This is a genomic window from Ruegeria sp. CDSC052 (assembly GCF_059610685.1).
In genome coordinates this window covers 121,732-143,439 of sequence record NZ_JBXWOB010000007.1, presented here as the reverse complement: position 1 = coordinate 143,439, position 21,708 = coordinate 121,732, and the positions used below count along the sequence as shown (strand labels likewise).

Below are 21,708 nucleotides of genomic sequence, written 5' to 3'. Positions count from 1 at the left end.
TATTCATAAAACTGCCAAAAGTAGAGTATTAAAAACAATTTCGCATTTGTCTGATCAGTCTGTAGGTATCCGGATTTTGGCGACCACCGATCTGCACATGAACCTGTGCAGTTTTGATTATTACGCGGATCAAGACGAACCTACGATCGGATTGACCCGAACGGCCAGCCTGATCCGGCAGGCGCGGAACGAGGCTGAGGCAGACGGAGATATCGTCTTGCTCTTCGACAACGGAGACGCTCTGCAGGGTACACCGTTGGGGGATTGGGCTGCCGATCCCGCCAATGCGCCGCACATCCTGATGCAGGCCTTCGGCAGCCTGGGATATGACGCGATTGGCCTGGGAAACCACGACTTCGGATTCGGGCTTCAATTCTTACAGCACGTTATCTCTGACGCCCCCTGCCCTGTGCTCAGCAGCAATGCCTTGCGCACGAATGGGCCTCAGATCTGGCAAGATCATGTCATTTTGCACAAACAGATCCCTGGCTCGCCGACACCTATGGCCTTGAAAATTGGGGTTTTTTCGGTCCTCCCGCCTCAGACAGCGCAATGGGAGGCGCACAAGCTGCACGACACCCTTACCACTCAGGACATCCTGACTTGTGCGGCAAACAAAGTCAGAAAGCTCCAAGACGAAAATTGCGACCTGATCATCGCGTTGGCCCATACCGGTTTCGGACCGGACAGGTCACAACGGAATATGGAAAACGCGATTATTCCGCTAGCCGAAATCGAAGGTATCGACGCAATAATTGCTGGTCATTCCCATTTGACCTATCCCGCCAAGGCCGGCTCTGAAAACACTCTGGTGCATGGCAAACCAGTTGTCTTACCCGGAACGGCCGGATCACATCTGGGGGTGATCGACCTGAAGCTTCACTCGGCAGAGCGCGGCGGCTGGACCGCTGGCGAAGCCCAGGCGACGCTGCGACCGATATCTGCGGGGCATCCCGACGAAATCGTATCACTGGCGCCTGAAGATCCGGAATTGTTGCATCTGTTTTCCTCGGGTCATGCCGAAACCCGCAGGCGAGCGGGCCAGCCGGTCGGGCGCACCCCGCACCATCTGCACAGCTATTTCAGCTTTTGCACCGAGGACCGTGGGCTGAGGCTGGTCGCCGCCGCCCAGGCTGCCGCGTTACGTCTGTGTATGTCCGAAACCGACCTGGCAGACATTCCGATTTTATCGGCGGTTTCACCTTCGAAATTCGGCGGTCGGGCCGGGCCGCGATTCTATACGGATGTTAAGCCTGGCGAGATATTCCTGCGTAACGTGGTTGACCTGCATGTTTTTCCAAACGAATTGCAGGGTGTCATTGTATCCGGTGATCAAATCGTGGACTGGCTTGAGATGTCCGCAGCTGTTTTCAACCAGATTTCGACCGGATCTGCATCCGAACTTATTTGCGAAAATCGGGTGGGTCACAACTTTGATGTGCTATACGGGCTGTCCTGCAGAATTGATCTGACACAACCTCCGCGTTTCGACGATATGGGCACCTTGATCAACGCCGAATACCGGCGCGTTTCAGAGGTTCTGGTCGGTGCCACCCTCATTGCACCGGATCAGCAATTTGCCGTCGCGCTTAACAATTATCGCGCCAGCGGGGGCGGGCATTTCCCATTTGCGGGTAATGCGCAACGTATCGACATGCCCATCCTGCCGGTCCAGCAAGCCCTGCTGGATTATCTGTCAGGCACCTTGGTCAGCGATCCGCTGGAAGAGGCCCAGGAACCCTTCAGAATCACCAGTAACACTGGTACGCAGGCGATCTTACGCACCGGTCCAAATGCCCACCGACATCTGCAGGACATTCAGGAATTTGATCCACAAGTCCTTGGAACCGACGAAAATGGCTTTTTACGGATTCTTCTGACCTTCTGACGGGTTGTGTTTTTCCGGCCAACTGCCTATATCCACCCTCGAGAGGTTGGCGCGGGCGAGCGCCTCGCCAACCTGGTCAGATCCGGAAGGAAGCAGCCACAACGAGCCCCGCTTGGGTCGATGTCCAACCTCTCACTTACGCGCAACGACTGCCGCAGGAGGGACTTTATGATTGTAGCAATGACCCTTCGGGCAGAGCGTTTCCGGGACTAACACCCGCTCTTGCCTGAACATGTTACCGATGGGTGCGCGTCTGCCACCCTGATGGTTTCCTGTATCTGAACACAGGCAGAACAATGTCCAAAACACTTTCGGACCTGGGATGGTCCTCTCATTTTGCAGCCCAACATGCTGTGAACCCTACCTGCACACCGCATCGCATCAACGCCGTCCATCGTGATCGCCTGATCGGCCTGAATGCGCTTGGCGGCACATCTGATCTGACCCCTGACCGATCAACCGGCGAATTTGCGGTTGGCGATTGGGTCCTTGCGGATGATCAAAACCGCATTCGGCATCTTTTGGAGCGCAAAAGCCTCTTGCAACGCCGGGCCGCAGGCACCGGTGCGCAGGTTCAGTTGATCGCGGCGAATGTGGACGTGCTGTATATCGTCAGTTCCTGCAATGCCGATTTCAATCTGGCCCGGCTTGAACGTTATCTGGCACTGGCGCATCAGGCCGGGTGCTATCCGGTTGTTGTCCTGACCAAGGCCGACAGCTGCCCTGACCCAGAGAGCTATGCCAGTCAGGCCAGTTCGCTGGTTCGGTTTCTGACCGTTCTAACCGTCAACGCGCTGGAGGCGTCAGAGATTGATCCGATCCTGTCCTGGTGCCCTGCCGGGCAAACTGCTGCTTTGGTCGGCTCATCCGGTGTCGGCAAAACCACATTGGCGAACGCCATGACTGGTCAGGCCGGGACAACGGCGGGGATCCGCGAGGATGACGCACGGGGTCGCCACACCACGACCCATCGTGCGCTTCACCCGATGCGAAACGGGGGGTGGCTGATTGATACGCCAGGAATGCGCGCCCTGCGTTTGATGGAAGCCCAAGACGGCGTGGATGAGGTTTTCTCAGACCTTCTTGAATTGGCTGCAAGGTGCCGGTTCTCAGATTGCCAGCACCAGGCCGAACCCGGTTGTGCTGTGCAGGAGGCGATTGCCAATGGCGTGCTTGAGCCCGACCGGCTGGCGCGCTGGCACAAGCTTCGGCGCGAAGATCAGAGGAATTCCGAAACCCTCGCGCAGTCACGGGCACGTGACAAAGCCTTTGGCAAAATGGTGCGATCCGTCATGAATGACAAAAAGTCCCGCAGCAGACACTGAGCGTGACAGAAAGGCGCCTCGTTTTCAGGCAATCAACCGGGGCCAAACCGCCCGGTTTCTGCGGGCAAAAGCGCCAATATGACCGATCTCAGGCGCTCCGAATTCATTCGGAGACAACAGATGTCGCCGCGCCTTTGGTCCATACAGATCGGCAAGCCGCCAGACAGCGTCTGGCGGCACCATCTGGTCGTCCTCGAAGGTGAACAGGTCCACCGGCGTATTCGATTGCGCCCATCTCGCTTCGGGCAGAGCGTCACCGATCTGCGGCACATAATTCTGCGGCGCCGTGCACCAGCCACGCCATTGCCAATAGACCGGACCAGGCAAATCGGCACCGATCCCCACCGCTTTGCCCGGCAGATAGCCCAGCGCATTCACTGCCAGACGCCCATGCACATGCCAGAACATCCACGCCAGCCCGCGATAGGGCCAGGGATGGTCGGACAGAGTAACCAGCCCCGAACATACACAGATCATCCGGTCGATCTGATCAATGTCTGGCTGCACCGGCCCCAGCAAGCCGCCAAGGGAATGACCGATGCTCCACTGCAAAGCGTCCGGGAACCGCCTGCGCATCTCAGCCCGTGCGGCGGGCATGTCGACCAAGGCCCAATCCGCCATGGTCACCTCAGAGGTTTTGAGTTTGTCGCGCAGCGAATGCCCGAAATCGCTGTAGTCATAGGTCAGACAGGCCATACCCTGTTCGGCGGCCAGCCAACGGGCAAAATGCTGGTAATATTCGCGCGGCACTGCAGTTGCGCTGTGAATCACCACGGCGATCTTCGGCTCGGTTGCAGGCAGATACAGCCGTGCCGACAGGCTGGCAGAGCATGAGGCAAAGTCAAAGTCCTTAGTCTGGACGCAGGGCGTGGTATCAAGCATGGCGCTTCCGACAAGTTCTGAACTACTCGGTTCACTCAACAATCGGCCCGATTTCGGCCACCAGAGTCAAGATTTCATCAAGATGACCAAACGTCCGGTTTGCACCCCAACAGGTGGCTTGACTCGGGGTCTGCATAGCCGCTAGCGATGTGGTGATGGTTCTTGCCCCGGAATTGGGGCGGGATGAAAAGGGAACACGGTGCGGTCTGCCCCGGCGATGCCGGAAAGGGCCAACTCCGCGACTGCCCCCGCAACTGTAAGCGGTGAGCAATGCCGAAATACCACTGGCCCCAGGGCTGGGAAGGTCGGCAAAGCGACGACCCGCAAGTCAGGAGACCTGCCATCGTATCGAAACCGAAACTCGGGCGGGGTGTCCGGGCAGGTCGTCAGCGCGCTGTCACACCTGATCCTCACCCTTCGTCCTGCGCGCGGAGGGCGCATTATGATCTGGAAGACAAAGACACATGAATTCACCGCAACCGTCTGTCAGAGGACCGGGAAACCCTGCCCCGCCCTGGCCCGAATGGCACGCGCCATGGCCGAGGCGATGGCGACGGCAACGCCTGCAGCATCCAAAACATTCGAGGTCGAAGGCACTAGCGATCTGACCCATTGCACCGAAGGCTGCACGGCCCGTTTTCGGGCCCAATCAGAACAGATCAGGGTCTATTGCGGCACCAGCACGGACACGCCGACAGAAATGCTGGACGCCTATGGCGACATGATGTTCGGGCCGGAGTTCATCCAGAAATCCGCTGGTTTTCTGTCAGAACCACCCTGTGCGATGCTCGACGTTTCGACTCTGCCGCCGCGCAGCGACAGTATTCCGTATCAAGTGTCTGCCTGATTCAGGGAAGGGTTCGGGCCGGCAACCCGGCCCAGTCCTTTTGCGCTTTGGTTTCCACCGCGCAGGGCCGCACCGCACGCAACCGCCGAAGCGCTTGGCCAGGCGCTTCGCCGCATTCCACCATTAGCCGCATCACAACCATCCCCGAGCGACCGCACCCACCGCGGCAATGCACCAGCACCTTGCCACCGCTGGCAAGGACATGTTGGGCCGCCTCACTGGCTTGCGGCCAAAGCGCCTCAACCTCAGGCGTGGGGACGCCGAAATCGCGGATTGGAAGGTGAACCCAGGCAATCCGTTCGCACTGCAGGTCCGCCTCGAATGACAGCCCGCCGGAATGCTGGAACTCATCCGAGGTCGTCATCGAGATGACCAGGTCCGGCGCCCAATTCCGGATTACTGCGAAATCCCCAGCATAATCGCCCGTGACACCCGGCAGTGGGCACAGAGCGATCTGCCCTTTGCCCAATCCAAGAGGGTGAATTGCAAAACTCTCCAACACAGCTCCTTTTCCTGCATCACCACATGGGGCTAAAGCCCCTCATGATTTACCGGCTCTGATGCAACTTGCCAAAACGAAATTCCTTTTCGCGCGCGGTGGACGCGGACGGCGGGGGTCTCTACGCTGCAAACCTGACACGAATCCAACAGAGCAGACATGACCGACACGCCCAGCCCCGCCTATCAGGTTCTCGCGCGGAAATACCGCCCGGAAACTTTTGCTGACCTCGTCGGTCAGAACGCAATGGTGCGCACGCTGAAAAACGCGTTCGAGGCCGACCGGATTGCGCAAGCCTTCATCATGACTGGCATCCGCGGCACCGGTAAGACGACCACGGCCCGGATCATCGCCAAGGGCATGAACTGCATCGGTCCTGATGGGCAAGGCAAGCCCACGACCGAACCTTGCGGCCAGTGCGAACATTGCGTCGCCATCATGGAAGGCCGCCATGTCGATGTGATGGAGATGGACGCCGCCAGCCGCACCGGCGTAAATGACATTCGCGAAATCATCGACTCGGTGCGCTATCGTGCCGCCAGTGCGCGCTATAAGATCTACATCATCGACGAAGTTCACATGCTTTCGACCAGCGCGTTCAACGCGCTGCTCAAGACGTTGGAAGAACCTCCTGCGCATGTGAAGTTCATCTTTGCCACGACCGAAATCCGCAAAGTCCCGGTGACTGTTCTGTCGCGGTGCCAACGATTTGACCTGCGCCGGATCGAACCCGAGGACATGATTGGCCTGCTCAATAAGATTGCAGCGGCTGAGAAGGCGCAGATCGCGGAGGATGCCCTGGCGCTGATCACCCGCGCGGCCGAAGGGTCGGCGCGCGACGCAACATCGCTGCTGGATCAGGCAATCAGCCATGGGGCCGGTGAAACCAGCGCCGATCAGGTGCGCGCGATGCTGGGTCTGGCCGACCGGGGCCGGGTATTGGACTTGATGGAAATGATCCTGCGAGGGGATGCAGCAAGCGCGCTGACTGAATTGGGCGGGCAATATGCCGAAGGGGCCGATCCGCTATCCGTGCTGCGTGACCTGGCCGAAATCACGCACTGGGTTTCGGTTGTGAAGATCACGCCAGACGCAGCCGAGGACCCGACGGTTTCCCCTGATGAACGTGCCCGTGGTCAGCAAATGGCCGAGGCCCTGCCAATGCGCGTTTTGACCCGGATGTGGCAGATGTTGCTGAAAGCGCTGGAAGAGGTATCGGCCGCGCCAAATGCCATGATGGCTGCTGAAATGGCCGTTATCCGCCTGACCCATGTTGCCGACTTGCCCAGCCCCGAAGAGCTGATCAAGCGCCTGCAGGACAACCCGCCACCGCCTCCGAATGGTGGTCCGGGCGGTGGTATGGCCGTGCCCTCTCAGGCTCCGGTACCAGCGGCATCATCTTCTTACGTGTCCGCAACTAGCAGCCCCGCCGGCGCGCCTTCGGCGGCTCTGGCCCATGATATCCAATCGGCGCTGGCACGGTATCCGAGTTTTGACCACGTGGTTGAATTGATCCGCACCAATCGGGATGTGAAACTTCTGGTCGAGGTCGAAAACGGGGTGCGGCTGGTTTCTTACCAACCGGGGCGGATCGAATTCACCCCGACACAGAACGCACCCACAGATCTGGCAGCGAGACTGGGTTCGTCGCTGCAACGATGGACTGGCAACCGCTGGGCTGTGTCGATTGTAGCCGATGGTGAGGTTGCGACCATCGCCGAGATTCGAGACGCCGCCGAGCTGGCGTTGAAAGCAGAGGCTGAGAAACACCCATTGGTTCAGGCGGTGCTCATGCAATTTCCGAAGGCACGCATCAAGCGGATTGAAACACCGGAAGAACGTGCCGCCAAGGTGGAAACCGAGGCGCTGCCCGAGGTCGAAGACGAATGGGACCCGTTCGAGGAAGACTGAAACCGTCCCATCTTACCCAACAGGAAACCTCCCGGGCCCAACGAGAGGAAAGGTCTTGCCAAAGGCCTTGACGACGGGCGGGAGCCAGCTCGGCCCTTGTGCCGCGCCGACCGCGCCCGTATTTAGGCGTCAAACCGGATATTAGGAGAATACCGATGCTCAAAGGACTCGGCGGCCTGGGTGACATGGCCAAGATGATGAAATCCGCGCAGGATCTACAGACCAAGATGACGGATATGCAGGAAGAGCTGAATACCATCATGGTTGTCGGCGAATCCGGTGCAGGGCTGGTCAAGGCAACAGCCACGGCCAAGGGAGAGCTGAAAGGTCTCGATATCGACCCGTCAATCTTTAACGGCGACGACAAGGAAGTGGTCGAAGATCTGATCCTGGCCGCCGTCAAAGATGCTCAGGCCAAGGCCGCAGAACGGTCGCAGGCTGAGATGGCTAAGCTGACCGAAGGTATGGGCCTGCCCGCAGACATCAAGCTGCCGTTCTGATAGGCACTCCAGACGAAATACCGGCCGGGCCCAACTGCCCGGCCCTTATGCAGGAGCAAGCGCAGTGAGTTCGAACAGCGATATCGACAATCTGATCGACCTGATGGCCAAACTGCCAGGCCTCGGCCCACGTTCGGCCCGTCGCGCAGTGCTGCATCTGATCCGCAAACGCGCCCTTCTGCTGACACCGCTTGCGGACGCGATGCAACAGGTTGCCATCACTGCCCGTGAGTGCCTGAATTGCGGCAATGTAGGCACTTCGGATATCTGCGACATCTGCGATAGCGAAGTCCGCGCGACCGGAGAGCTGTGCGTCGTCGAAGACGTCGCCGACCTTTGGGCGATGGAACGCGCAGCGGTTTTCAAAGGCCGCTATCACGTGCTGGGCGGCACCTTGTCGGCATTAGATGGAGTCGGCCCGGATGAGCTGCGCATTCCTCGCCTCAAGGATCGGGTCACAGCCGAGGGGATCACCGAAGTCATTCTGGCGCTGAACGCCACTGTCGATGGCCAGACCACCGCGCACTATATAGCCGATCAACTGGACGGGCAGGTGCGCCTGACCTCGCTGGCGCAGGGCGTGCCGATTGGCGGCGAGTTGGACTACCTGGATGACGGGACGATTACGGCGGCGCTGAGGGCGCGGAAGGAGTTGTAGTTGAGCTTCGACACTTGGTCGAATTCAAATATCAAGTTTACACAAATACTGTATCCAGCCTAACATTCTACGCATCGATTAAGCAGATTTAGAATGCGTTTTTCATATGTTGAGATATATATTGAAGGCCCTGTTCGGATCATCGCGCAAACGATCCAGGGTGGTGCCCTTCCAACCAACTAAACGACCTGCGATCACCGGAGCACGACCGGTTCCGTCAAAGCAGCCGCCCTCGGCTTATCCAACCACACGGACTCTCAAAGGCAAGTGCCACGTAATCGACGGCGACACGATCGTGATAAGCGGCACCAAGATCAGGGTTGCCGGAATCGATGCGCCCGAGCTTGAGCATCCCTGGGGCAAGAAATCCAAGTTTGCGCTGATCAAGATGTGCAAAGGCATGGTGATCACAGCCGAAATCAAAGAAGAGGTTTCCTACGATCGGATCGTCGCCAAGTGCACGCTTCCAGATGGTACTGATGTCGCCGCAGAATTGGTTAAACTTGGACTGGCTCTGGACTGGCCCAAGTTTTCCGGCGGTGAATACGCGCATCTAGAGCCGGGCGATGCGCGAAAGAAACTCTGGCGGGCAGCCGCACGCCAATAGGGAAACATGCGCGCGTTCCATTCCGAAGTAAAACCGAAACGCAATTCCGACTAGCTTTATGGTATCGCAGTGGCCCTGAGGACTTTGGAATAGCAAGGTAGGCCTTAGCCTCGGCACGATCTGGCTATTGAACAGGATGCGGTGGCAACAACGTAGAATTTGCGATTACCCACCATCTCGCCTTTACCGCAAACCCTAACGAATCGGATCAAAAAGCGCGTCTTTGGCCGCGCAGTCCTTGATCACATCCCGGCCACACGGCACCGGATCAAGTTCGCGCGACAGGCACAGGCGCACCTCTTCGATATAGCCTTGTTTGCAGGTGACGGTGATCATGTTGCGCTCCAGGCCCGGATTGGCCTTCAGAAACGCCTCTTCCACGACCGATGCGGGCAGCTTCACAGATGTGTCCAACTGGCGGAACACCTTTGGGCGCTCCACCGACCTATAGGCCTGCCGCGACAAGATGTAATAGTCCGAAGCGCTGAGGCCCGAGCAGGTGCCGTGCTTCTTCCACTGATGCCAGGCAAGGCCGGAACTGCCCTGAATATCTTCCATTTCACGGGTCATGGTCCGCGTCGGCGGGGCCTCAGCCGTTCGACAATAAGATGGCCAGCCCTGATGGAATTGCGGCCAAAGCCCGTGTAGAATCCAGCCGTGATCATGCCGTACAACGCATTGATCGGACCCACGCGCGTCGCCTTCGCGCGCACACCAGTTCGGCGACCAGCTAAGTGCCAGGACATAGTAGTCGAACTCACCCGGTTTTTCACCCTCGGCCAGCGCCGTCATTGCACTGAAAACCCATAGAACCAGCCAGCGCATTCGCCTCTTCCCTTCTTGCCCTGCCGCGACTATATACAGCCCAAGTTCCCCGACAACGGAAACCTGCCCCAAGATCACGGGGCCGCCGAATTCCGGCGACGGGAAAGATGTATGCATAGGAGACGGGCTGATGGCAAAACCGCTTATGGCCAAGGCAACAGCCGTATGGCTAGTAGACAACACAACGATCAGCTTCAAGCAGATCGCGGATTTCGTAGGAATGCACGAGTTGGAAGTGCAGGGCATCGCCGATGGCGACGTGGCCGCTGGCGTGAAAGGGTTCGACCCGATCGCCAACAACCAGCTTACGCAGGAAGAGATTGATGTGGCGCAGGGCAACCCGCTGCACAAGCTGAAGCTCAAGTTCAACCCCGCTGCCAGTGGCGAGGAAAAACGTCGTGGCCCGCGCTATACCCCGCTGTCCAAGCGTCAGGACCGTCCGAACTCGATCCTGTGGCTGGTCAAGTTCCACCCCGAACTCAGCGACGGTCAGATTGCCAAGCTGGTCGGCACCACCAAGCCGACCATCCAGTCGATCCGCGAGCGGACGCACTGGAACATCTCGAACATGCAACCGATTGACCCCGTCGCTCTGGGCTTGTGTAAACAGTCCGAGCTGGACGCAATCGTGCAGAAAGCCGCCGCCAAGAAAGCCGCTGAAGGTGGCGTCATGAGCGATGATGAGCGCCGCAAGCTGGTTTCGACCGAGCAGTCACTGGAAATGGACGCAGCGCCCAAAATTCCAACGGCGATCGAGGGTCTCGAGACCTTCTCGTTGTCTGATGACTCCCCCGAGGAGAAAGAAGAGCCGATCATCGACGCCGACAGTTTCTTCAACTTGCCCAAAGGCGAGGCCGAGGATGAAGACGAAAGCGATCCGCGTTTCTGATACGCAGACAGCCCCGGTCAAACTGGCCGGGGCTTTTTTGACGAGACTCTGATGCTGAACATACTGTCTGCCATTTTTGGCCCACACCGCGCCGTGACAATCTATGCCTTCCTAAGAACCTGGGGCCTGCTCGCGTTCGGTGTCGTAGGCGTTATCGCGGTTGCCGCAGCCCTGCTGTTGCTGAACGACGACGGCACGCATGAACACGAAGCCTTCATGACCGTCCCGGTTCTGTCCGCCACCGCTATCAACGGCGACCTCAAGAACGGGGTGATTGCCTCGGTACGTTTACCCGACGGGTCCGCGACGTCGATCACTTCGACCGAGGCCCCGATTTCCCAGACCGTCGGCCAAAGCGCCTGTGTCGAAAAGCGGGTCTATGTGGAAAGCGGTGAACCAAGGTATCGCTTCAAACTTCCGCGCTATTGCGAAGCAAGCTGACAAAGCAAAACCGCCCGGTGTCCACACCGGGCGGTTTTTCCTTCAGATCATCTGAAAGATGATCCCTGCGATCACTGCGCCGACTATCCCCAGGCCCAGATAGGTCACAAACACTTTCGGCCTGACCAGCGACCATACCGCAGCCATGGCCGGGATCGAGCTGACCGCACCCGCGATCATAAAGGACATTGCTGCCCCGGCGCTCATCCCCTGCTCCATCAGACCTGCCAATAGCGGCGGCGCGACGTATGAGTTCAGATAGGCCGGCATCCCAACAAGTGCCGCGATGATTATGGGCAACACGCCGTCTCCTCCGACCGCGCGTGCGATCAGATCAGCGGGTACATAATTGATCAGCAACGCCTCGAGAACATAGGCAAGCGCCAGCCATTTCAACAAGAACAGGCCGTTCCGAAAAAACTCGCTACGAAATCTATTCCGGCGCGCAGGGTCATGCCAGAATTTCCAGACCGGTTTGTCCTCTTGCTTAGGTCCACAACTGCCGCATCCAGTTGGTTGGTAGTTCCGCAAAGGTTGGGTCAACACACCGCTGCGCGTCATGGCGCGCACGACGAATCCGCCAAACAGGCCAAGTGCCACTGCGGCTACGGCTTTTCCGATAGCAAAGGGCCATCCCAATGCGCCAGCCGTAATCAATAGTGTCGGCGGGTCGATCAGCGGAGAGCTGAGCCAGAACGCCATAACCGCAGACAGTGGCGCCCCAAGCGCCAGTAAACCAGCAATGAACGGGATGACCTCGCAGGAACAGAATGGGGCCAACCCGCCAAATAGGGCAGCCAAAAGGATCATCCGCGTTTCGCGGCCTTCAAAGGCTCGGGCCACCATGACTTCGGCACCGGTGGCCTTGAGGTATGACAACAGCAGCACAGCAAACAGAATATATTGGCCGGTATGGGCCAGTGCCTTGCCGGCAAATGTTATCACTTCCGTTAGATTCCCTGGGTCGAGTATCGCCACCGCGATCAGAATGGCGACAATCACCGCCCATGGGGTTTTGATCAGGTCGAAGACAGCTTTGAACGGGGCCCGAGGGCTCTGAGTAAGGTCAGCCATCGTTTGCCGCCTTTCCAGTTTCGTCCGCACAACATTCCGACAGAATGAACTGCGCGAGGTTTCTGAGATGGTCATACCGGGCACGGTTGATCGTGGTGCGCCCGATCTTTTCCTGTTCGACAACATCACCGGCCGCAAGAAACCGGAGGTGATGGGCCAGCGTCGACGGGGCAATGCCGGTTCTCTCCTGGATTTCACCTACGGTGAGCCCGGCCTCTCCGGCGCGAACGAGTGTCTTGAGGACTTTCAGTCGCGCCTCTGACCCCATCGCCGAAAATCCTGCTGCAGCGGTTTCCCACATATCCACAACTCCAATAAACTAGATTTCTAGTTATATAGAAGTATTGAAAGCTACCGTCAACAAATTCTGATCAGAATTCGTGAAAAGAGAGTGAGTCCAGATTGCTCAATCAATAAGGCCACTCTATAAGGTCTTATGGGGATTTCAGTAGATACGTTCTTTCTAGAGCTGAATGGGCAAGGCACCTTGCAGGCCCAGATTCAGCAAATGATTGCAGAAGGTATCCTGTCAGGCCGGTTCCATGTCGGAGAAAAACTGCCCTCGTCGCGTAAACTGGCCTCGCATCTGGGTGTCAGCCGGATCACCGTGACATTGGCTTATACCGAGCTGTTGGCCAATGACTACCTGACGGCCCGGGGCCGATCTGGGTATTATGTGTCGGAAAATGCGCCAGTACCGCCTAAATACACGCCCATCCAACGGGGCACTGAGACCGTGGATTGGGACAAGGCGCTGGCCCGCCGGTTTGTAGATTCGGATGTGTTGCCCAAGCCCTGGAATTGGCGGGACTATACCTATCCTTTTATCTATGGTCAGGCGGACCGAACCCTGTTCGATCATGCCAACTGGCGACTATGCGCAGTGCGGGCATTGGGGCACAAGGATTTCGAATCGCTGACCCGCGACTATGTCGATCAGGACGATCCGTTGCTGATCGAGTTCATCGCCCGCCACACTCTGCCCCGCCGTGGAATCTCGGCCCGCCCCGAAGAAATATTGATCACACTGGGGGCGCAGAACGCACTTTGGCTGGCGTCGCGCATCCTGCTGACCCACAATCACACAGCCGCCATCGAAGACCCTTGTTACTATGCGCTGCGCAGCCTGTTGAACCACTGGGATTGCGCGGTCACCCCCATCTGCGTGGACAGGGATGGCCTGCCACCCGAAGCGCTGCCCGATGATACGAATGTCATCTTCACCACGCCCAGTCATCAAAGCCCGACAACGGCCACCATGCCGATCGACCGTCGCCGCCAACTTTTGGACCGGGCCCGGGACCTGGACGCGATGGTGGTCGAGGATGACTATGAGTTCGAAATGGCGTTTCTAGGGGCGCCTTCGCCTGCGCTGAAATCCATGGACCGGGATGGCCGTGTCATCTATGTGGGCAGCTTCTCGAAATCGCTGTTCCCCGGATTGCGCCTTGGTTACATGGTTGGATCCGAGCCGTTTATCCGCGAGGCGCGCGCGCTGCGCTCTTTGGTGCTGCGCCACCCGCCGGGCCACATTCAGCGCACTGCAGCGTATTTTCTGTCTCTGGGACATTACGATGCTCAGATCAGGCGCATGTCCAAAGAGCTGTCCAAGCGGCGGGATGCAATGGACAAGGCTATCGACGAATACGGGCTGTCGGTGGCCGGGCGCGGTGTGATGGGCGGATCTTCGATGTGGATGTCCGCCCCCGAACATGTCGACATGTCCCAGCTGGCGCGCAGCCTGCAAAACCAAAGCGTTCACATCGAGCCTGGTGCACCGTTTTTCGCAGGGCCAGATAGGCCACAGAACTTCTACCGGCTCGGATACTCATCCATCGCGCCCGACCGCATCGCTCCGGGCGTGAAGCTGATCGCGGATGCCATCCAAACGCAGTAGCCCGCGTCTGGACCTAATCCGCATTTCGTTTTGGACCTAACGCCATTCCGTCCCTTGGGCCACAACCGTACCCAAAGGCTGGGCTGATCGTCCGGCTTCATCCACAAATCCGCGGAGACAAATCAGATGAAAATGACCACCGAAGAGGCCTTTGTTAAAGTTCTGCAGATGCACGGGATCGAGCATGCGTTTGGGATCATCGGTTCGGCGATGATGCCGATCTCGGATATTTTTGGAAAAGCTGGCATTACGTTCTGGGATTGCGCACACGAAGGCTCGGGCGGGATGATGGCTGACGGGTACACACGCGCCACCGGCAAAATGTCGATGATGATCGCGCAGAACGGACCCGGGATCACCAACTTTGTTACTGCCGTCAAAACCGCCTACTGGAACCACACCCCGCTGCTGCTGGTGACCCCTCAGGCCGCAAACAAGACCATGGGTCAGGGCGGTTTCCAGGAGATGGAACAAATGCGCATGTTCGCGGACTGCGTCTGCTACCAGGAAGAAGTACGCGACCCTTCGCGGATGGCCGAAGTTCTGAGCCGCGTTATCACCAAAGCCAAGCGCGCCTCGGCACCGGCACAGATCAATGTTCCACGTGATTTCTTCACTCAGGTTGTCGATATCGAACTGCCTGCCGTAGTTGAATTTGAACTGCCTTCTGGCGGCGCATCAGCCGTTACCGAAGCCGCCGCGCTGCTGTCGGATGCCAAGAACCCTGTCATCCTGAACGGCGCGGGCACGGTTCTGTCTGCGGGCGGCATCGAAGCCTCGAAAGCACTGGCCGAGCGTCTGGACGCCCCGGTTTGTGTTGGCTACCAGCACAATGACGCCTTCCCGGGCTCGCACCCGCTGTTTGCTGGCCCGTTGGGTTACAATGGCTCGAAAGCCGGTATGGAGCTGATAAAAGAAGCAGACGTGGTTCTGTGTCTCGGCACTCGCCTGAACCCGTTCTCGACTCTTCCTGGCTATGGTATGGAATACTGGCCGGCGAATGCAAAGATCATTCAGGTTGACATTAACCCCGACCGCATTGGCCTGACCAAGAAGGTATCTGTCGGTATTGTTGGCGACGCAGCCACCGTTGCAACCAATATCCTGGCACAGCTGTCGGACACCGCAGGTGACGAAGGACGCGATGCACGCAAAGCGAAGATTGCGGAAACCAAGTCACGCTGGGCGCAGGAACTGACTTCGATGGACCACGAGCAGGACGATCCGGGCACAACCTGGAACGAACGCGCCCGTGCAGCCAAGCCCGACTGGATGAGCCCGCGCATGGCGTGGCGCGCCATTCAGGCAGCCCTGCCGAAAGAGGCGATCATCTCGTCCGACATCGGCAATAACTGTGCCATCGGCAACGCCTACCCATCCTTTGAAGCGGGCCGCAAATATCTGGCCCCCGGGCTGTTCGGCCCCTGTGGATACGGATTGCCATCTGTCATGGGTGCCAAGATCGGTTGCCCGGATGTGCCTGTCGTTGGATTCTCGGGTGACGGCGCCTTTGGTATTGCTGTAACCGAACTGACCGCAATCGGCCGCGATGAATGGCCCGCAGTCACCCAGATCGTTTTCCGCAACTATCAGTGGGGTGCTGAAAAGCGCAACTCGACCCTGTGGTTCGACGACAACTTTGTCGGAACCGAACTGGACACCAAAGTGTCCTATGCCGGTATCGCTCAGGCCTGTGGCCTGAAAGGTGTCGTGGCCCGCACACAGGATGAGCTGACTGCAGCCCTGAATCAGGCCATTGAGGATCAGAAGAATGGGATCACCACACTGATCGAAGCCATGATCAACCAGGAACTGGGCGAGCCGTTCCGTCGGGACGCAATGAAGAAACCGGTCGCGGTGGCAGGCATCAGCAATGACGACATGGAACCGCAGGCCGGGGTATAATCCGCGTGAAACCGCTGCGCGCCATTCTCGGGACGGCCAGCGCGTCGGACAAGATCATCGCCCTGTCAGAGGGCGATGATCCCCGCGTCGTGGAAGGTGCGGTCAGGGCCGTAAAAGAGGACGTTGCACGGATCATCCTGATCGGCGACGGGGCCAAAATTTCGGCCCTTCTGGATGCGCATGAAGGATTTGATCCCACTCGGATAGACATTCTTGACCCGGCGCATTCCTCAATCACCACGGAACTGGCTGAAGCGCTGTTTAATCGCCGCAAGCACAAGGGCATGACCCTTGAAGAGGCAGGGCAACAGATCACCAACCGGCTGACCTTTGCCGCCATGCTGGTGCATCAGGGTATCGCTGACGGCACCGTGGGCGGAGCGGTTGAAACCACCTCTGACACAGTTCGCGCGGCGTTGCAGATCATCGGAACAGCGCCTGGTACAACAATGGTATCCAGCTTTTTTCTCATGCTGTTCTGTCAGGATCATCACGAGGTCAAAGGCGCGCGCATCTTTGCCGATTGTGGCCTGGTGGTGGATCCAAACGCCGAAGAAATGGCGGAAATTGCCCGCGCATCAGCCGCATCCTATTCAGCTTTGACTGGAAACACGGCGCGTGTGGCGATGCTGTCTTTTTCCACCTCGGGAAGCGCCGAACATCCAAAAGTATCCAAGGTCGTCGAGGCAACCCGGATCGCACGCGAAAAAGATCCGAACCTTCTGATCGACGGAGAGCTGCAGTTCGATGCCGCCTTTGTCCCCGAGGTTGCGGCGCAAAAGGCGACGGATTCGCCACTGAAGGGAGAAGCAAATGTCTTTGTCTTCCCCAGCCTGAATGCGGGCAATCTGGGCTATAAGATCGCACAGCGCATCGGAGGGGTTGAGGCAATCGGGCCAGTCCTACAAGGCCTGGCCAAGCCGGCAAATGATCTATCGCGCGGCTGTACGGCAGAGGACATCCTTCACATGATCGCCGTGACTGCTGTTCAAGCACAACATGGCGAAAACGGAATATAAGTCTCGACAAGTCCGTGAAAAACAAATTTTATTCCGGTTCCCGGCAATACTCGGGGGAATACCGGTCTGCAAACTACAGGGGCGCCTATGAACCAGCCAGTGATTGACACCTCGCCCAAAGTCTCGGACGAGATCCGGCAGACCACCTGTTACATGTGCGCCTGTCGCTGTGGCATCAACGTTCACATGAAAGACGGCAAGGTCGCCTATATCGAGGGCAACCGAGACCACCCGGTGAATAAAGGCGTTCTGTGCGCCAAAGGGTCCGCGGGCATTATGCAGGTCAACGCGCCGTCGCGCCTACGCAAACCGCTGCGCCGTGTCGGCCCGCGCGGATCGGGCGAGTTCCGCGAGATCGAGTGGGACGAAGCGATCAGCACAGCCGTCGGCTGGATGAATGAGCTGCACGAGACAGCACCGCACAAGCTGGCCTTCTTTACCGGACGCGACCAAAGCCAAAGCTTCACCAGCTTCTGGGCACAGAATTTTGGAACCCCAAACTATGCCGCCCATGGCGGGTTCTGTTCCGTCAACATGGCAGCAGGCGGCATCTATACGATGGGCGGTGCGTTTTGGGAGTTTGGCCAGCCCGACTGGGACCACACCAAGCTATTCATGCTGTTCGGCGTAGCCGAAGACCACGACAGCAACCCGATCAAGATGGGCATCGGCAAGATCAAGGCACGCGGCGCACGGGTGATCGGTGTGAACCCGATTCGATCAGGCTATAACGCCGTCGCCGATGACTGGGTCGGGATTACGCCCGGCACCGACGGGCTGTTCATCCTGTCGCTGATCCATGTGCTGATGAAGGCCGGCAAGATCGACCTGGATTACCTCAGCCGTTATACCAACGCGCCTGTTCTGGTGAACGCATCCGAAGGCCCCGACAAAGGTCTGTTCTTGCGCGATAGTGACGGCAAACCGCTGGTGATCGACCGGGCCACAGGCGAACTCACTGCGTTCGACAAGCCGGGCGTGCGCCCGGACTTGTCGGCTACTTACGAAAAGGACGGCGTCACCCATCGCCCGGTTTTCCACCTGATGGCCGAGAAATACCTAAGCGACGAGCACGCCCCTGAGGCCGTGGCTGACCGCTGTGGCATCCCGGCCAGTCGCATTCGCGCCATCGCGGCGGAAATCGCCCGCGTCGCCTTTGACGAGGCGATCGAGCTGGATCAGGAATGGACCGATTTCCGCGGCGAAACCCATGCTAAGATGATCGGTCGCCCGGTCAGCTTCCACGCCATGCGTGGCATCTCGGCCCATGCCAACGGGTTCCAGACCTGCCGCGCGCTGCACGTGCTGCAGATCATCCTCGGCACGGTCGAAGTTCCGGGCGGTTTCCGCTTCAAACCGCCCTATCCCAAACCAGTCGAGGCGCACCCAACCCCGCATGGCGACCGCCGCCCCGGCAGACCCCTGGAAGGCCCGCATCTAGGCTTCCCCCGCGGGCCCGAAGACCTGTTGCTGGACGACTGCGGCACTCCCCAACGGATCGACAAAGCATTCACATGGGAAAACCCGATGTCAGCCCATGGGCTGATGCATATGGTAATCTCAAACGCCGCCGCCGGTGATCCCTACAAGATCGACACGCTGTTCATGTATATGGCGAATATGTCGTGGAACTCCTCCATGAACACCAAAGGTGTGATGGAGATGCTGACCGCCAAGACCGAAGACGGCAAATATGTCATCCCAAACATCATCTATTCCGATGCCTATTCCTCGGAAATGGTGGCCTATGCCGACTTGATCCTGCCCGACACCACCTATCTTGAACGGCACGACTGTATCTCGCTGCTCGACCGCCCGATCTGCGAGGCAGACGCCGCCGCCGACGCAATCCGCTGGCCGGTGATCGAGCCCGACCGCGACGTGCGGGGCTTTCAGTCGGTGCTGGTGGAACTGGCCAACCGCATGAGCTTGCCAGGCTTTACCAACGAAGACGGTACGCCGAAGTGGAAAGACTACGCTGATTATATCGTTAACCATCAGCGAAAGCCCGGTATCGGCCCGCTGGCCGGGTTTCGAGGCGAAAATGGCGACAAGGAAGGTCGTGGCGAGGTCAACCCCGACCAGCTAAATCGCTACATCGAAAATGGCGGCTTCTACGTCGCGCATATCCCCGAAGGGGCGGATTACTACAAACCCTGGAACGCTGCCTATCAGGATTGGGCCGTGGGCATGGGAATCTACGACAGCCCGCAACCCTATCTGTTCCAGCTCTATTCAGAACCGATGCGCAAGTTCCAGCTGGCCGCCGAAGGCCACGGGGACCGGCAACCGCCGGAAAATCTGCGCCAGCGCCTCAAGGACACCATGGACCCGCTGCCGATCTGGTACGAAACCGATCAGCAGGGCAATGAAGGTTTCACAATCAATGCCCTGACTCAGCGCCCGATGGCGATGTATCACTCATGGGGCACCCAAAACGCCTGGCTGCGCCAGTTACACGGGCGCAACCCGCTTTATGTGCCAACCAAACTGATGCGCGAACACGGGATGCAGGACGGCGACTGGGCCAAAGTCACGTCTCCGCACGGGGAAATTACTGTTCCGGTCATGGAGATGGCCGCGCTGAATGAAAATACTGTCTGGACTTGGAATGCCATCGGCAAACGCAAAGGTGCTTGGGCCCTGCAGGAAGACGCACCAGAGGCCACCAAAGGCTTTTTGCTGAACCACCTGATCCACGAACTGCTGCCGTCAAAAGGCGATGGAATGCGTTGGGCCAATTCTGATCCGATTACAGGTCAAGCGGCTTGGTTCGACCTGAAGGTCAGGATCGAAAAGGCAGCGCCACCTTCGGATGCAGAAAGCCAGCCCGAATTCAAACCGATCAAATCACCGGTCGGCACCGGACCAAAAGATCTGGCGTGGAAGGTAGGAAAATGACCCAGCTCCCCCAATCCACAGACAAGAAAATGGGTCTGGTCATCGACCTGGACACCTGTGTCGGCTGCCATGCCTGTGTGATATCCTGCAAAGGCTGGAACACCGAAAACTACGGGGCGCCCCTGTCGGATCAGGACGCTTATGGCGGCAACCCGTCCGGCACCTTCCTGAACCGCGTACATTCCTACGAGGTCCAACCCGAACAGGGTCACGCCCAGCTGATCCACTTCCCCAAATCCTGCCTCCATTGCGAGGACGCGCCCTGCGTCACCGTCTGCCCCACCGGGGCCAGCTATAAGCGGGTCGAGGACGGTATCGTATTGGTCAATGAAAGCGACTGTATCGGCTGCGGGCTTTGCGCCTGGTCCTGCCCTTACGGCGCGCGTGAGATGGATATGGCCGAGGGCGTGATGAAGAAATGCACCCTCTGCGTGGATCGCATCTATAACGAGAACATACCCGAAGTGGACCGCGTGCCATCCTGTGTGCGGACCTGCCCCGCCGGAGCCCGCCATTTCGGTGATCTGGGCGACGCAGATAGCGATGTCAGCAAATTGGTCGCCGAACGTGGTGGCATGGATCTGATGCCTGAAATGGGCACCAAGCCCGTCAACAAATACCTGCCACCTCGCCCTAAAGATCAGATCGAGGACCAGATCGACATTCTCGCGCCCCTTCTGGCCCCGGTTGCCGAAGAACCCAAGGGTTTTCTCGGCTGGCTCGACAAGACACTGGAGAAGCTCTGATGCATCCGGCCCCATCCGTCATTATCTTCACCACCTTGTCCGGTCTGGGCTTTGGGCTGCTGTTTTTTCTGGGCCTTGGGATGCCGGATGTCACCGGGTGGGTGGCCTTCGTATTCTATGCCATGGCCTTTGGCCTGTCGGTGGGTGGGCTGATGGCCTCGACCTTTCACCTGGGCCATCCTGAACGTGCGTGGAAAGCATTCACCCAATGGCGGTCAAGCTGGCTCAGCCGTGAGGGTTGGTGCGCAGTGATCGCCTTGATACTTATGGGCCTCTACGCGCTGGGCGTTGTCATCTTTGGTCAGCGTTGGGGTGTTCTGGGCGTCCTTGGCGCGTTGTTTTCGCTGGCAACAGTTTTCACCACCTCAATGATCTACACCCAGCTCAAGACAATCCCACGTTGGAACATGAAACTGACACCAATCATGTTTCTGAGCTTCAGCCTTGCCGGTGGCTCGCTTCTGGCCGGTCAGGTCAGCCTTGCCGTCCCTCTGTTGGTGGTCGCTGCCGTTGCGCAGACATTTTACTGGTGGCAAGGGGATAAGGCATTTGCGAACTCAGGAACAAACCTTGGCACCGCTACGGGTTTGGGGCAGCGCGGGGCAGTGCGTGCGTTTGAGCCTCCACATACAGGTACAAACTATCTTCTGCGCGAATTTGTCCACGTGGTTGGCAGGAAACATGCGGACAAATTGCGGGTCATCTCGTTTGTGCTGGCCTTCCTATTGCCGGTCATCCTGCTGATCCTGCCGTTCAACCACTTCTTCGCTCTTCTGGCTGCGCTGTCGCATGTGGCAGGCGTTGCAGTTTCGCGCTGGCTGTTCTTTGCGCAGGCCGAGCATGTCGTGGGTCTGTATTACGGCAAACGGTAAAGAAGGGGGCCAGCCCCCTTCT

20 protein-coding genes, 1 other RNA gene and 1 riboswitch are annotated in these 21,708 nt (G+C 58.4%); of the genes, 16 read left to right on the top strand and 5 right to left on the bottom strand.

All coding sequences use genetic code 11. The features are described 5' to 3' along the window. Window positions 1-46 precede the first annotated feature (46 nt). The 3 genes from AC2FIM_RS13285 (at window position 47) to rsgA (ending at window position 3,213) form a co-directional block, all read left to right on the top strand. Window positions 47-1,888, top strand: coding sequence for a 5'-nucleotidase C-terminal domain-containing protein (locus AC2FIM_RS13285; protein WP_496708144.1), 1,842 nt, complete (start codon window positions 47-49; stop codon window positions 1,886-1,888). Window positions 1,889-1,927: 39 nt separating this feature from the next. After that, window positions 1,928-2,026: signal recognition particle sRNA small type (gene ffs, locus AC2FIM_RS13280), an RNA gene on the top strand. Window positions 2,027-2,184: 158 nt separating this feature from the next. Then, window positions 2,185-3,213: a ribosome small subunit-dependent GTPase A gene (gene rsgA / locus AC2FIM_RS13275; RefSeq protein ID WP_271949782.1), complete on the top strand. Its 1,029-nt coding sequence runs from the start codon at window positions 2,185-2,187 to the stop codon at window positions 3,211-3,213. Between the two features lie 24 nt (window positions 3,214-3,237). Here rsgA and AC2FIM_RS13270 read toward each other — a convergent pair whose 3' ends face one another. Then, window positions 3,238-4,095 carry an alpha/beta hydrolase family protein gene (locus AC2FIM_RS13270; RefSeq protein ID WP_496708145.1) on the bottom strand — a complete coding sequence of 286 codons (858 nt, stop codon included), beginning with the start codon at window positions 4,093-4,095 and terminating at the stop codon, window positions 3,238-3,240. Window positions 4,096-4,234: 139 nt separating this feature from the next. Further along, a riboswitch (cobalamin riboswitch) is annotated at window positions 4,235-4,454 on the top strand. A gap of 83 nt (window positions 4,455-4,537) precedes the next feature. Between AC2FIM_RS13270 and AC2FIM_RS13265 the strand changes: the two genes are divergently transcribed. Next, complete coding sequence (locus AC2FIM_RS13265) at window positions 4,538-4,942, top strand: hypothetical protein (RefSeq protein WP_271949778.1); 405 nt, start codon at window positions 4,538-4,540, stop codon at window positions 4,940-4,942. A gap of 1 nt (window position 4,943) precedes the next feature. Here AC2FIM_RS13265 and AC2FIM_RS13260 read toward each other — a convergent pair whose 3' ends face one another. After that, window positions 4,944-5,444 carry a protein-tyrosine phosphatase family protein gene (locus AC2FIM_RS13260; protein ID WP_496677815.1) on the bottom strand — a complete coding sequence of 167 codons (501 nt, stop codon included), beginning with the start codon at window positions 5,442-5,444 and terminating at the stop codon, window positions 4,944-4,946. 156 nt (window positions 5,445-5,600) lie between these two features. Here AC2FIM_RS13260 and AC2FIM_RS13255 point away from each other — a divergent pair, with 156 nt between their 5' ends. The 4 genes from AC2FIM_RS13255 to AC2FIM_RS13240 all read left to right on the top strand — a co-directional run bounded on the left by AC2FIM_RS13255 (window position 5,601) and on the right by AC2FIM_RS13240 (window position 9,117). Beyond that, a complete protein-coding gene (locus tag AC2FIM_RS13255; protein ID WP_271949774.1) occupies window positions 5,601-7,352 on the top strand; it encodes a DNA polymerase III subunit gamma/tau in 1,752 nt (583 codons plus the stop codon). Between the two features lie 155 nt (window positions 7,353-7,507). Further along, entirely contained in the window at window positions 7,508-7,852 is a 345-nt protein-coding gene (locus tag AC2FIM_RS13250; protein WP_142636987.1) for a YbaB/EbfC family nucleoid-associated protein, read from the top strand. Window positions 7,853-7,916: 64 nt separating this feature from the next. Then, on the top strand, window positions 7,917-8,510 hold the full coding sequence (recR, locus tag AC2FIM_RS13245; protein WP_142636989.1) for a recombination mediator RecR: 594 nt from the start codon (window positions 7,917-7,919) through the stop codon (window positions 8,508-8,510). A gap of 106 nt (window positions 8,511-8,616) precedes the next feature. Continuing rightward, complete coding sequence (locus tag AC2FIM_RS13240) at window positions 8,617-9,117, top strand: thermonuclease family protein (RefSeq protein ID WP_496677816.1); 501 nt, start codon at window positions 8,617-8,619, stop codon at window positions 9,115-9,117. 195 nt (window positions 9,118-9,312) lie between these two features. Here AC2FIM_RS13240 and AC2FIM_RS13235 read toward each other — a convergent pair whose 3' ends face one another. Continuing rightward, entirely contained in the window at window positions 9,313-9,942 is a 630-nt protein-coding gene (locus AC2FIM_RS13235) for a ribonuclease T2 family protein (protein WP_496677869.1), read from the bottom strand. A 130-nt stretch (window positions 9,943-10,072) separates the two neighbouring features. Here AC2FIM_RS13235 and AC2FIM_RS13230 point away from each other — a divergent pair, with 130 nt between their 5' ends. Next, the gene (locus AC2FIM_RS13230; protein WP_142636995.1) at window positions 10,073-10,831 is read left to right on the top strand and encodes a DUF1013 domain-containing protein; all 759 of its coding nucleotides are present in this window, start codon (window positions 10,073-10,075) and stop codon (window positions 10,829-10,831) included. A gap of 51 nt (window positions 10,832-10,882) precedes the next feature. Continuing rightward, on the top strand, window positions 10,883-11,272 hold the full coding sequence (locus AC2FIM_RS13225) for a hypothetical protein (protein WP_281973090.1): 390 nt from the start codon (window positions 10,883-10,885) through the stop codon (window positions 11,270-11,272). A gap of 42 nt (window positions 11,273-11,314) precedes the next feature. Here the strand turns inward: AC2FIM_RS13225 and AC2FIM_RS13220 are convergent, their stop codons facing one another. Next, the gene (locus AC2FIM_RS13220; protein ID WP_496677817.1) at window positions 11,315-12,346 is read right to left on the bottom strand and encodes a permease; all 1,032 of its coding nucleotides are present in this window, start codon (window positions 12,344-12,346) and stop codon (window positions 11,315-11,317) included. Beyond that, entirely contained in the window at window positions 12,339-12,647 is a 309-nt protein-coding gene (locus AC2FIM_RS13215; RefSeq protein ID WP_142637001.1) for an ArsR/SmtB family transcription factor, read from the bottom strand. Before AC2FIM_RS13215 ends, AC2FIM_RS13220 begins: the two co-directional genes overlap by 8 nt. Before the next feature lie 135 nt (window positions 12,648-12,782). On the opposite strand from AC2FIM_RS13215, the gene pdxR reads away from it, so the two are divergent. The 6 genes from pdxR (at window position 12,783) to AC2FIM_RS13185 (ending at window position 21,686) form a co-directional block, all read left to right on the top strand. Continuing rightward, window positions 12,783-14,243 carry a MocR-like pyridoxine biosynthesis transcription factor PdxR gene (gene pdxR / locus AC2FIM_RS13210; protein ID WP_496677818.1) on the top strand — a complete coding sequence of 487 codons (1,461 nt, stop codon included), beginning with the start codon at window positions 12,783-12,785 and terminating at the stop codon, window positions 14,241-14,243. Window positions 14,244-14,369: 126 nt separating this feature from the next. Then, complete coding sequence (xsc, locus tag AC2FIM_RS13205; RefSeq protein ID WP_142637005.1) at window positions 14,370-16,148, top strand: sulfoacetaldehyde acetyltransferase; 1,779 nt, start codon at window positions 14,370-14,372, stop codon at window positions 16,146-16,148. Between the two features lie 5 nt (window positions 16,149-16,153). Next, window positions 16,154-17,167 (top strand): phosphate acetyltransferase, encoded by a 1,014-nt coding sequence (gene pta / locus AC2FIM_RS13200; protein ID WP_496677819.1) that lies wholly within the window; start codon window positions 16,154-16,156, stop codon window positions 17,165-17,167. An 87-nt stretch (window positions 17,168-17,254) separates the two neighbouring features. Beyond that, window positions 17,255-20,068 (top strand): molybdopterin oxidoreductase family protein, encoded by a 2,814-nt coding sequence (locus AC2FIM_RS13195; RefSeq protein WP_282027821.1) that lies wholly within the window; start codon window positions 17,255-17,257, stop codon window positions 20,066-20,068. After that, on the top strand, window positions 20,065-20,814 hold the full coding sequence (locus AC2FIM_RS13190) for a 4Fe-4S dicluster domain-containing protein (RefSeq protein WP_271949727.1): 750 nt from the start codon (window positions 20,065-20,067) through the stop codon (window positions 20,812-20,814). Before AC2FIM_RS13195 ends, AC2FIM_RS13190 begins: the two co-directional genes overlap by 4 nt. Continuing rightward, on the top strand, window positions 20,814-21,686 hold the full coding sequence (locus AC2FIM_RS13185) for a dimethyl sulfoxide reductase anchor subunit family protein (RefSeq protein ID WP_271949725.1): 873 nt from the start codon (window positions 20,814-20,816) through the stop codon (window positions 21,684-21,686). The genes AC2FIM_RS13190 and AC2FIM_RS13185 overlap by 1 nt, the downstream gene beginning before the upstream one ends. The last annotated feature ends 22 nt before the right edge of the window (window positions 21,687-21,708 follow it).

Excerpts from the sequence above, each read along its gene's own strand:
- rsgA (WP_271949782.1), top strand. The coding sequence starts at position 2,185 with ATGTCCAAAACACTTTCGGACCTGGGATGGTCCTCTCATTTTGCAGCC.
- AC2FIM_RS13270 (WP_496708145.1), bottom strand. The coding sequence starts at position 4,095 with ATGCTTGATACCACGCCCTGCGTCCAGACTAAGGACTTTGACTTTGCC.
- AC2FIM_RS13265 (WP_271949778.1), top strand. The coding sequence starts at position 4,538 with ATGATCTGGAAGACAAAGACACATGAATTCACCGCAACCGTCTGTCAG.
- AC2FIM_RS13255 (WP_271949774.1), top strand. The coding sequence starts at position 5,601 with ATGACCGACACGCCCAGCCCCGCCTATCAGGTTCTCGCGCGGAAATAC.
- AC2FIM_RS13250 (WP_142636987.1), top strand. The coding sequence starts at position 7,508 with ATGCTCAAAGGACTCGGCGGCCTGGGTGACATGGCCAAGATGATGAAA.
- AC2FIM_RS13240 (WP_496677816.1), top strand. The coding sequence starts at position 8,617 with ATGTTGAGATATATATTGAAGGCCCTGTTCGGATCATCGCGCAAACGA.
- AC2FIM_RS13235 (WP_496677869.1), bottom strand. The coding sequence starts at position 9,942 with ATGCGCTGGCTGGTTCTATGGGTTTTCAGTGCAATGACGGCGCTGGCC.
- AC2FIM_RS13230 (WP_142636995.1), top strand. The coding sequence starts at position 10,073 with ATGGCAAAACCGCTTATGGCCAAGGCAACAGCCGTATGGCTAGTAGAC.
- AC2FIM_RS13225 (WP_281973090.1), top strand. The coding sequence starts at position 10,883 with ATGCTGAACATACTGTCTGCCATTTTTGGCCCACACCGCGCCGTGACA.
- AC2FIM_RS13220 (WP_496677817.1), bottom strand. The coding sequence starts at position 12,346 with ATGGCTGACCTTACTCAGAGCCCTCGGGCCCCGTTCAAAGCTGTCTTC.
- AC2FIM_RS13215 (WP_142637001.1), bottom strand. The coding sequence starts at position 12,647 with ATGTGGGAAACCGCTGCAGCAGGATTTTCGGCGATGGGGTCAGAGGCG.
- pdxR (WP_496677818.1), top strand. The coding sequence starts at position 12,783 with ATGGGGATTTCAGTAGATACGTTCTTTCTAGAGCTGAATGGGCAAGGC.
- xsc (WP_142637005.1), top strand. The coding sequence starts at position 14,370 with ATGAAAATGACCACCGAAGAGGCCTTTGTTAAAGTTCTGCAGATGCAC.
- AC2FIM_RS13195 (WP_282027821.1), top strand. The coding sequence starts at position 17,255 with ATGAACCAGCCAGTGATTGACACCTCGCCCAAAGTCTCGGACGAGATC.
- AC2FIM_RS13190 (WP_271949727.1), top strand. The coding sequence starts at position 20,065 with ATGACCCAGCTCCCCCAATCCACAGACAAGAAAATGGGTCTGGTCATC.
- AC2FIM_RS13185 (WP_271949725.1), top strand. The coding sequence starts at position 20,814 with ATGCATCCGGCCCCATCCGTCATTATCTTCACCACCTTGTCCGGTCTG.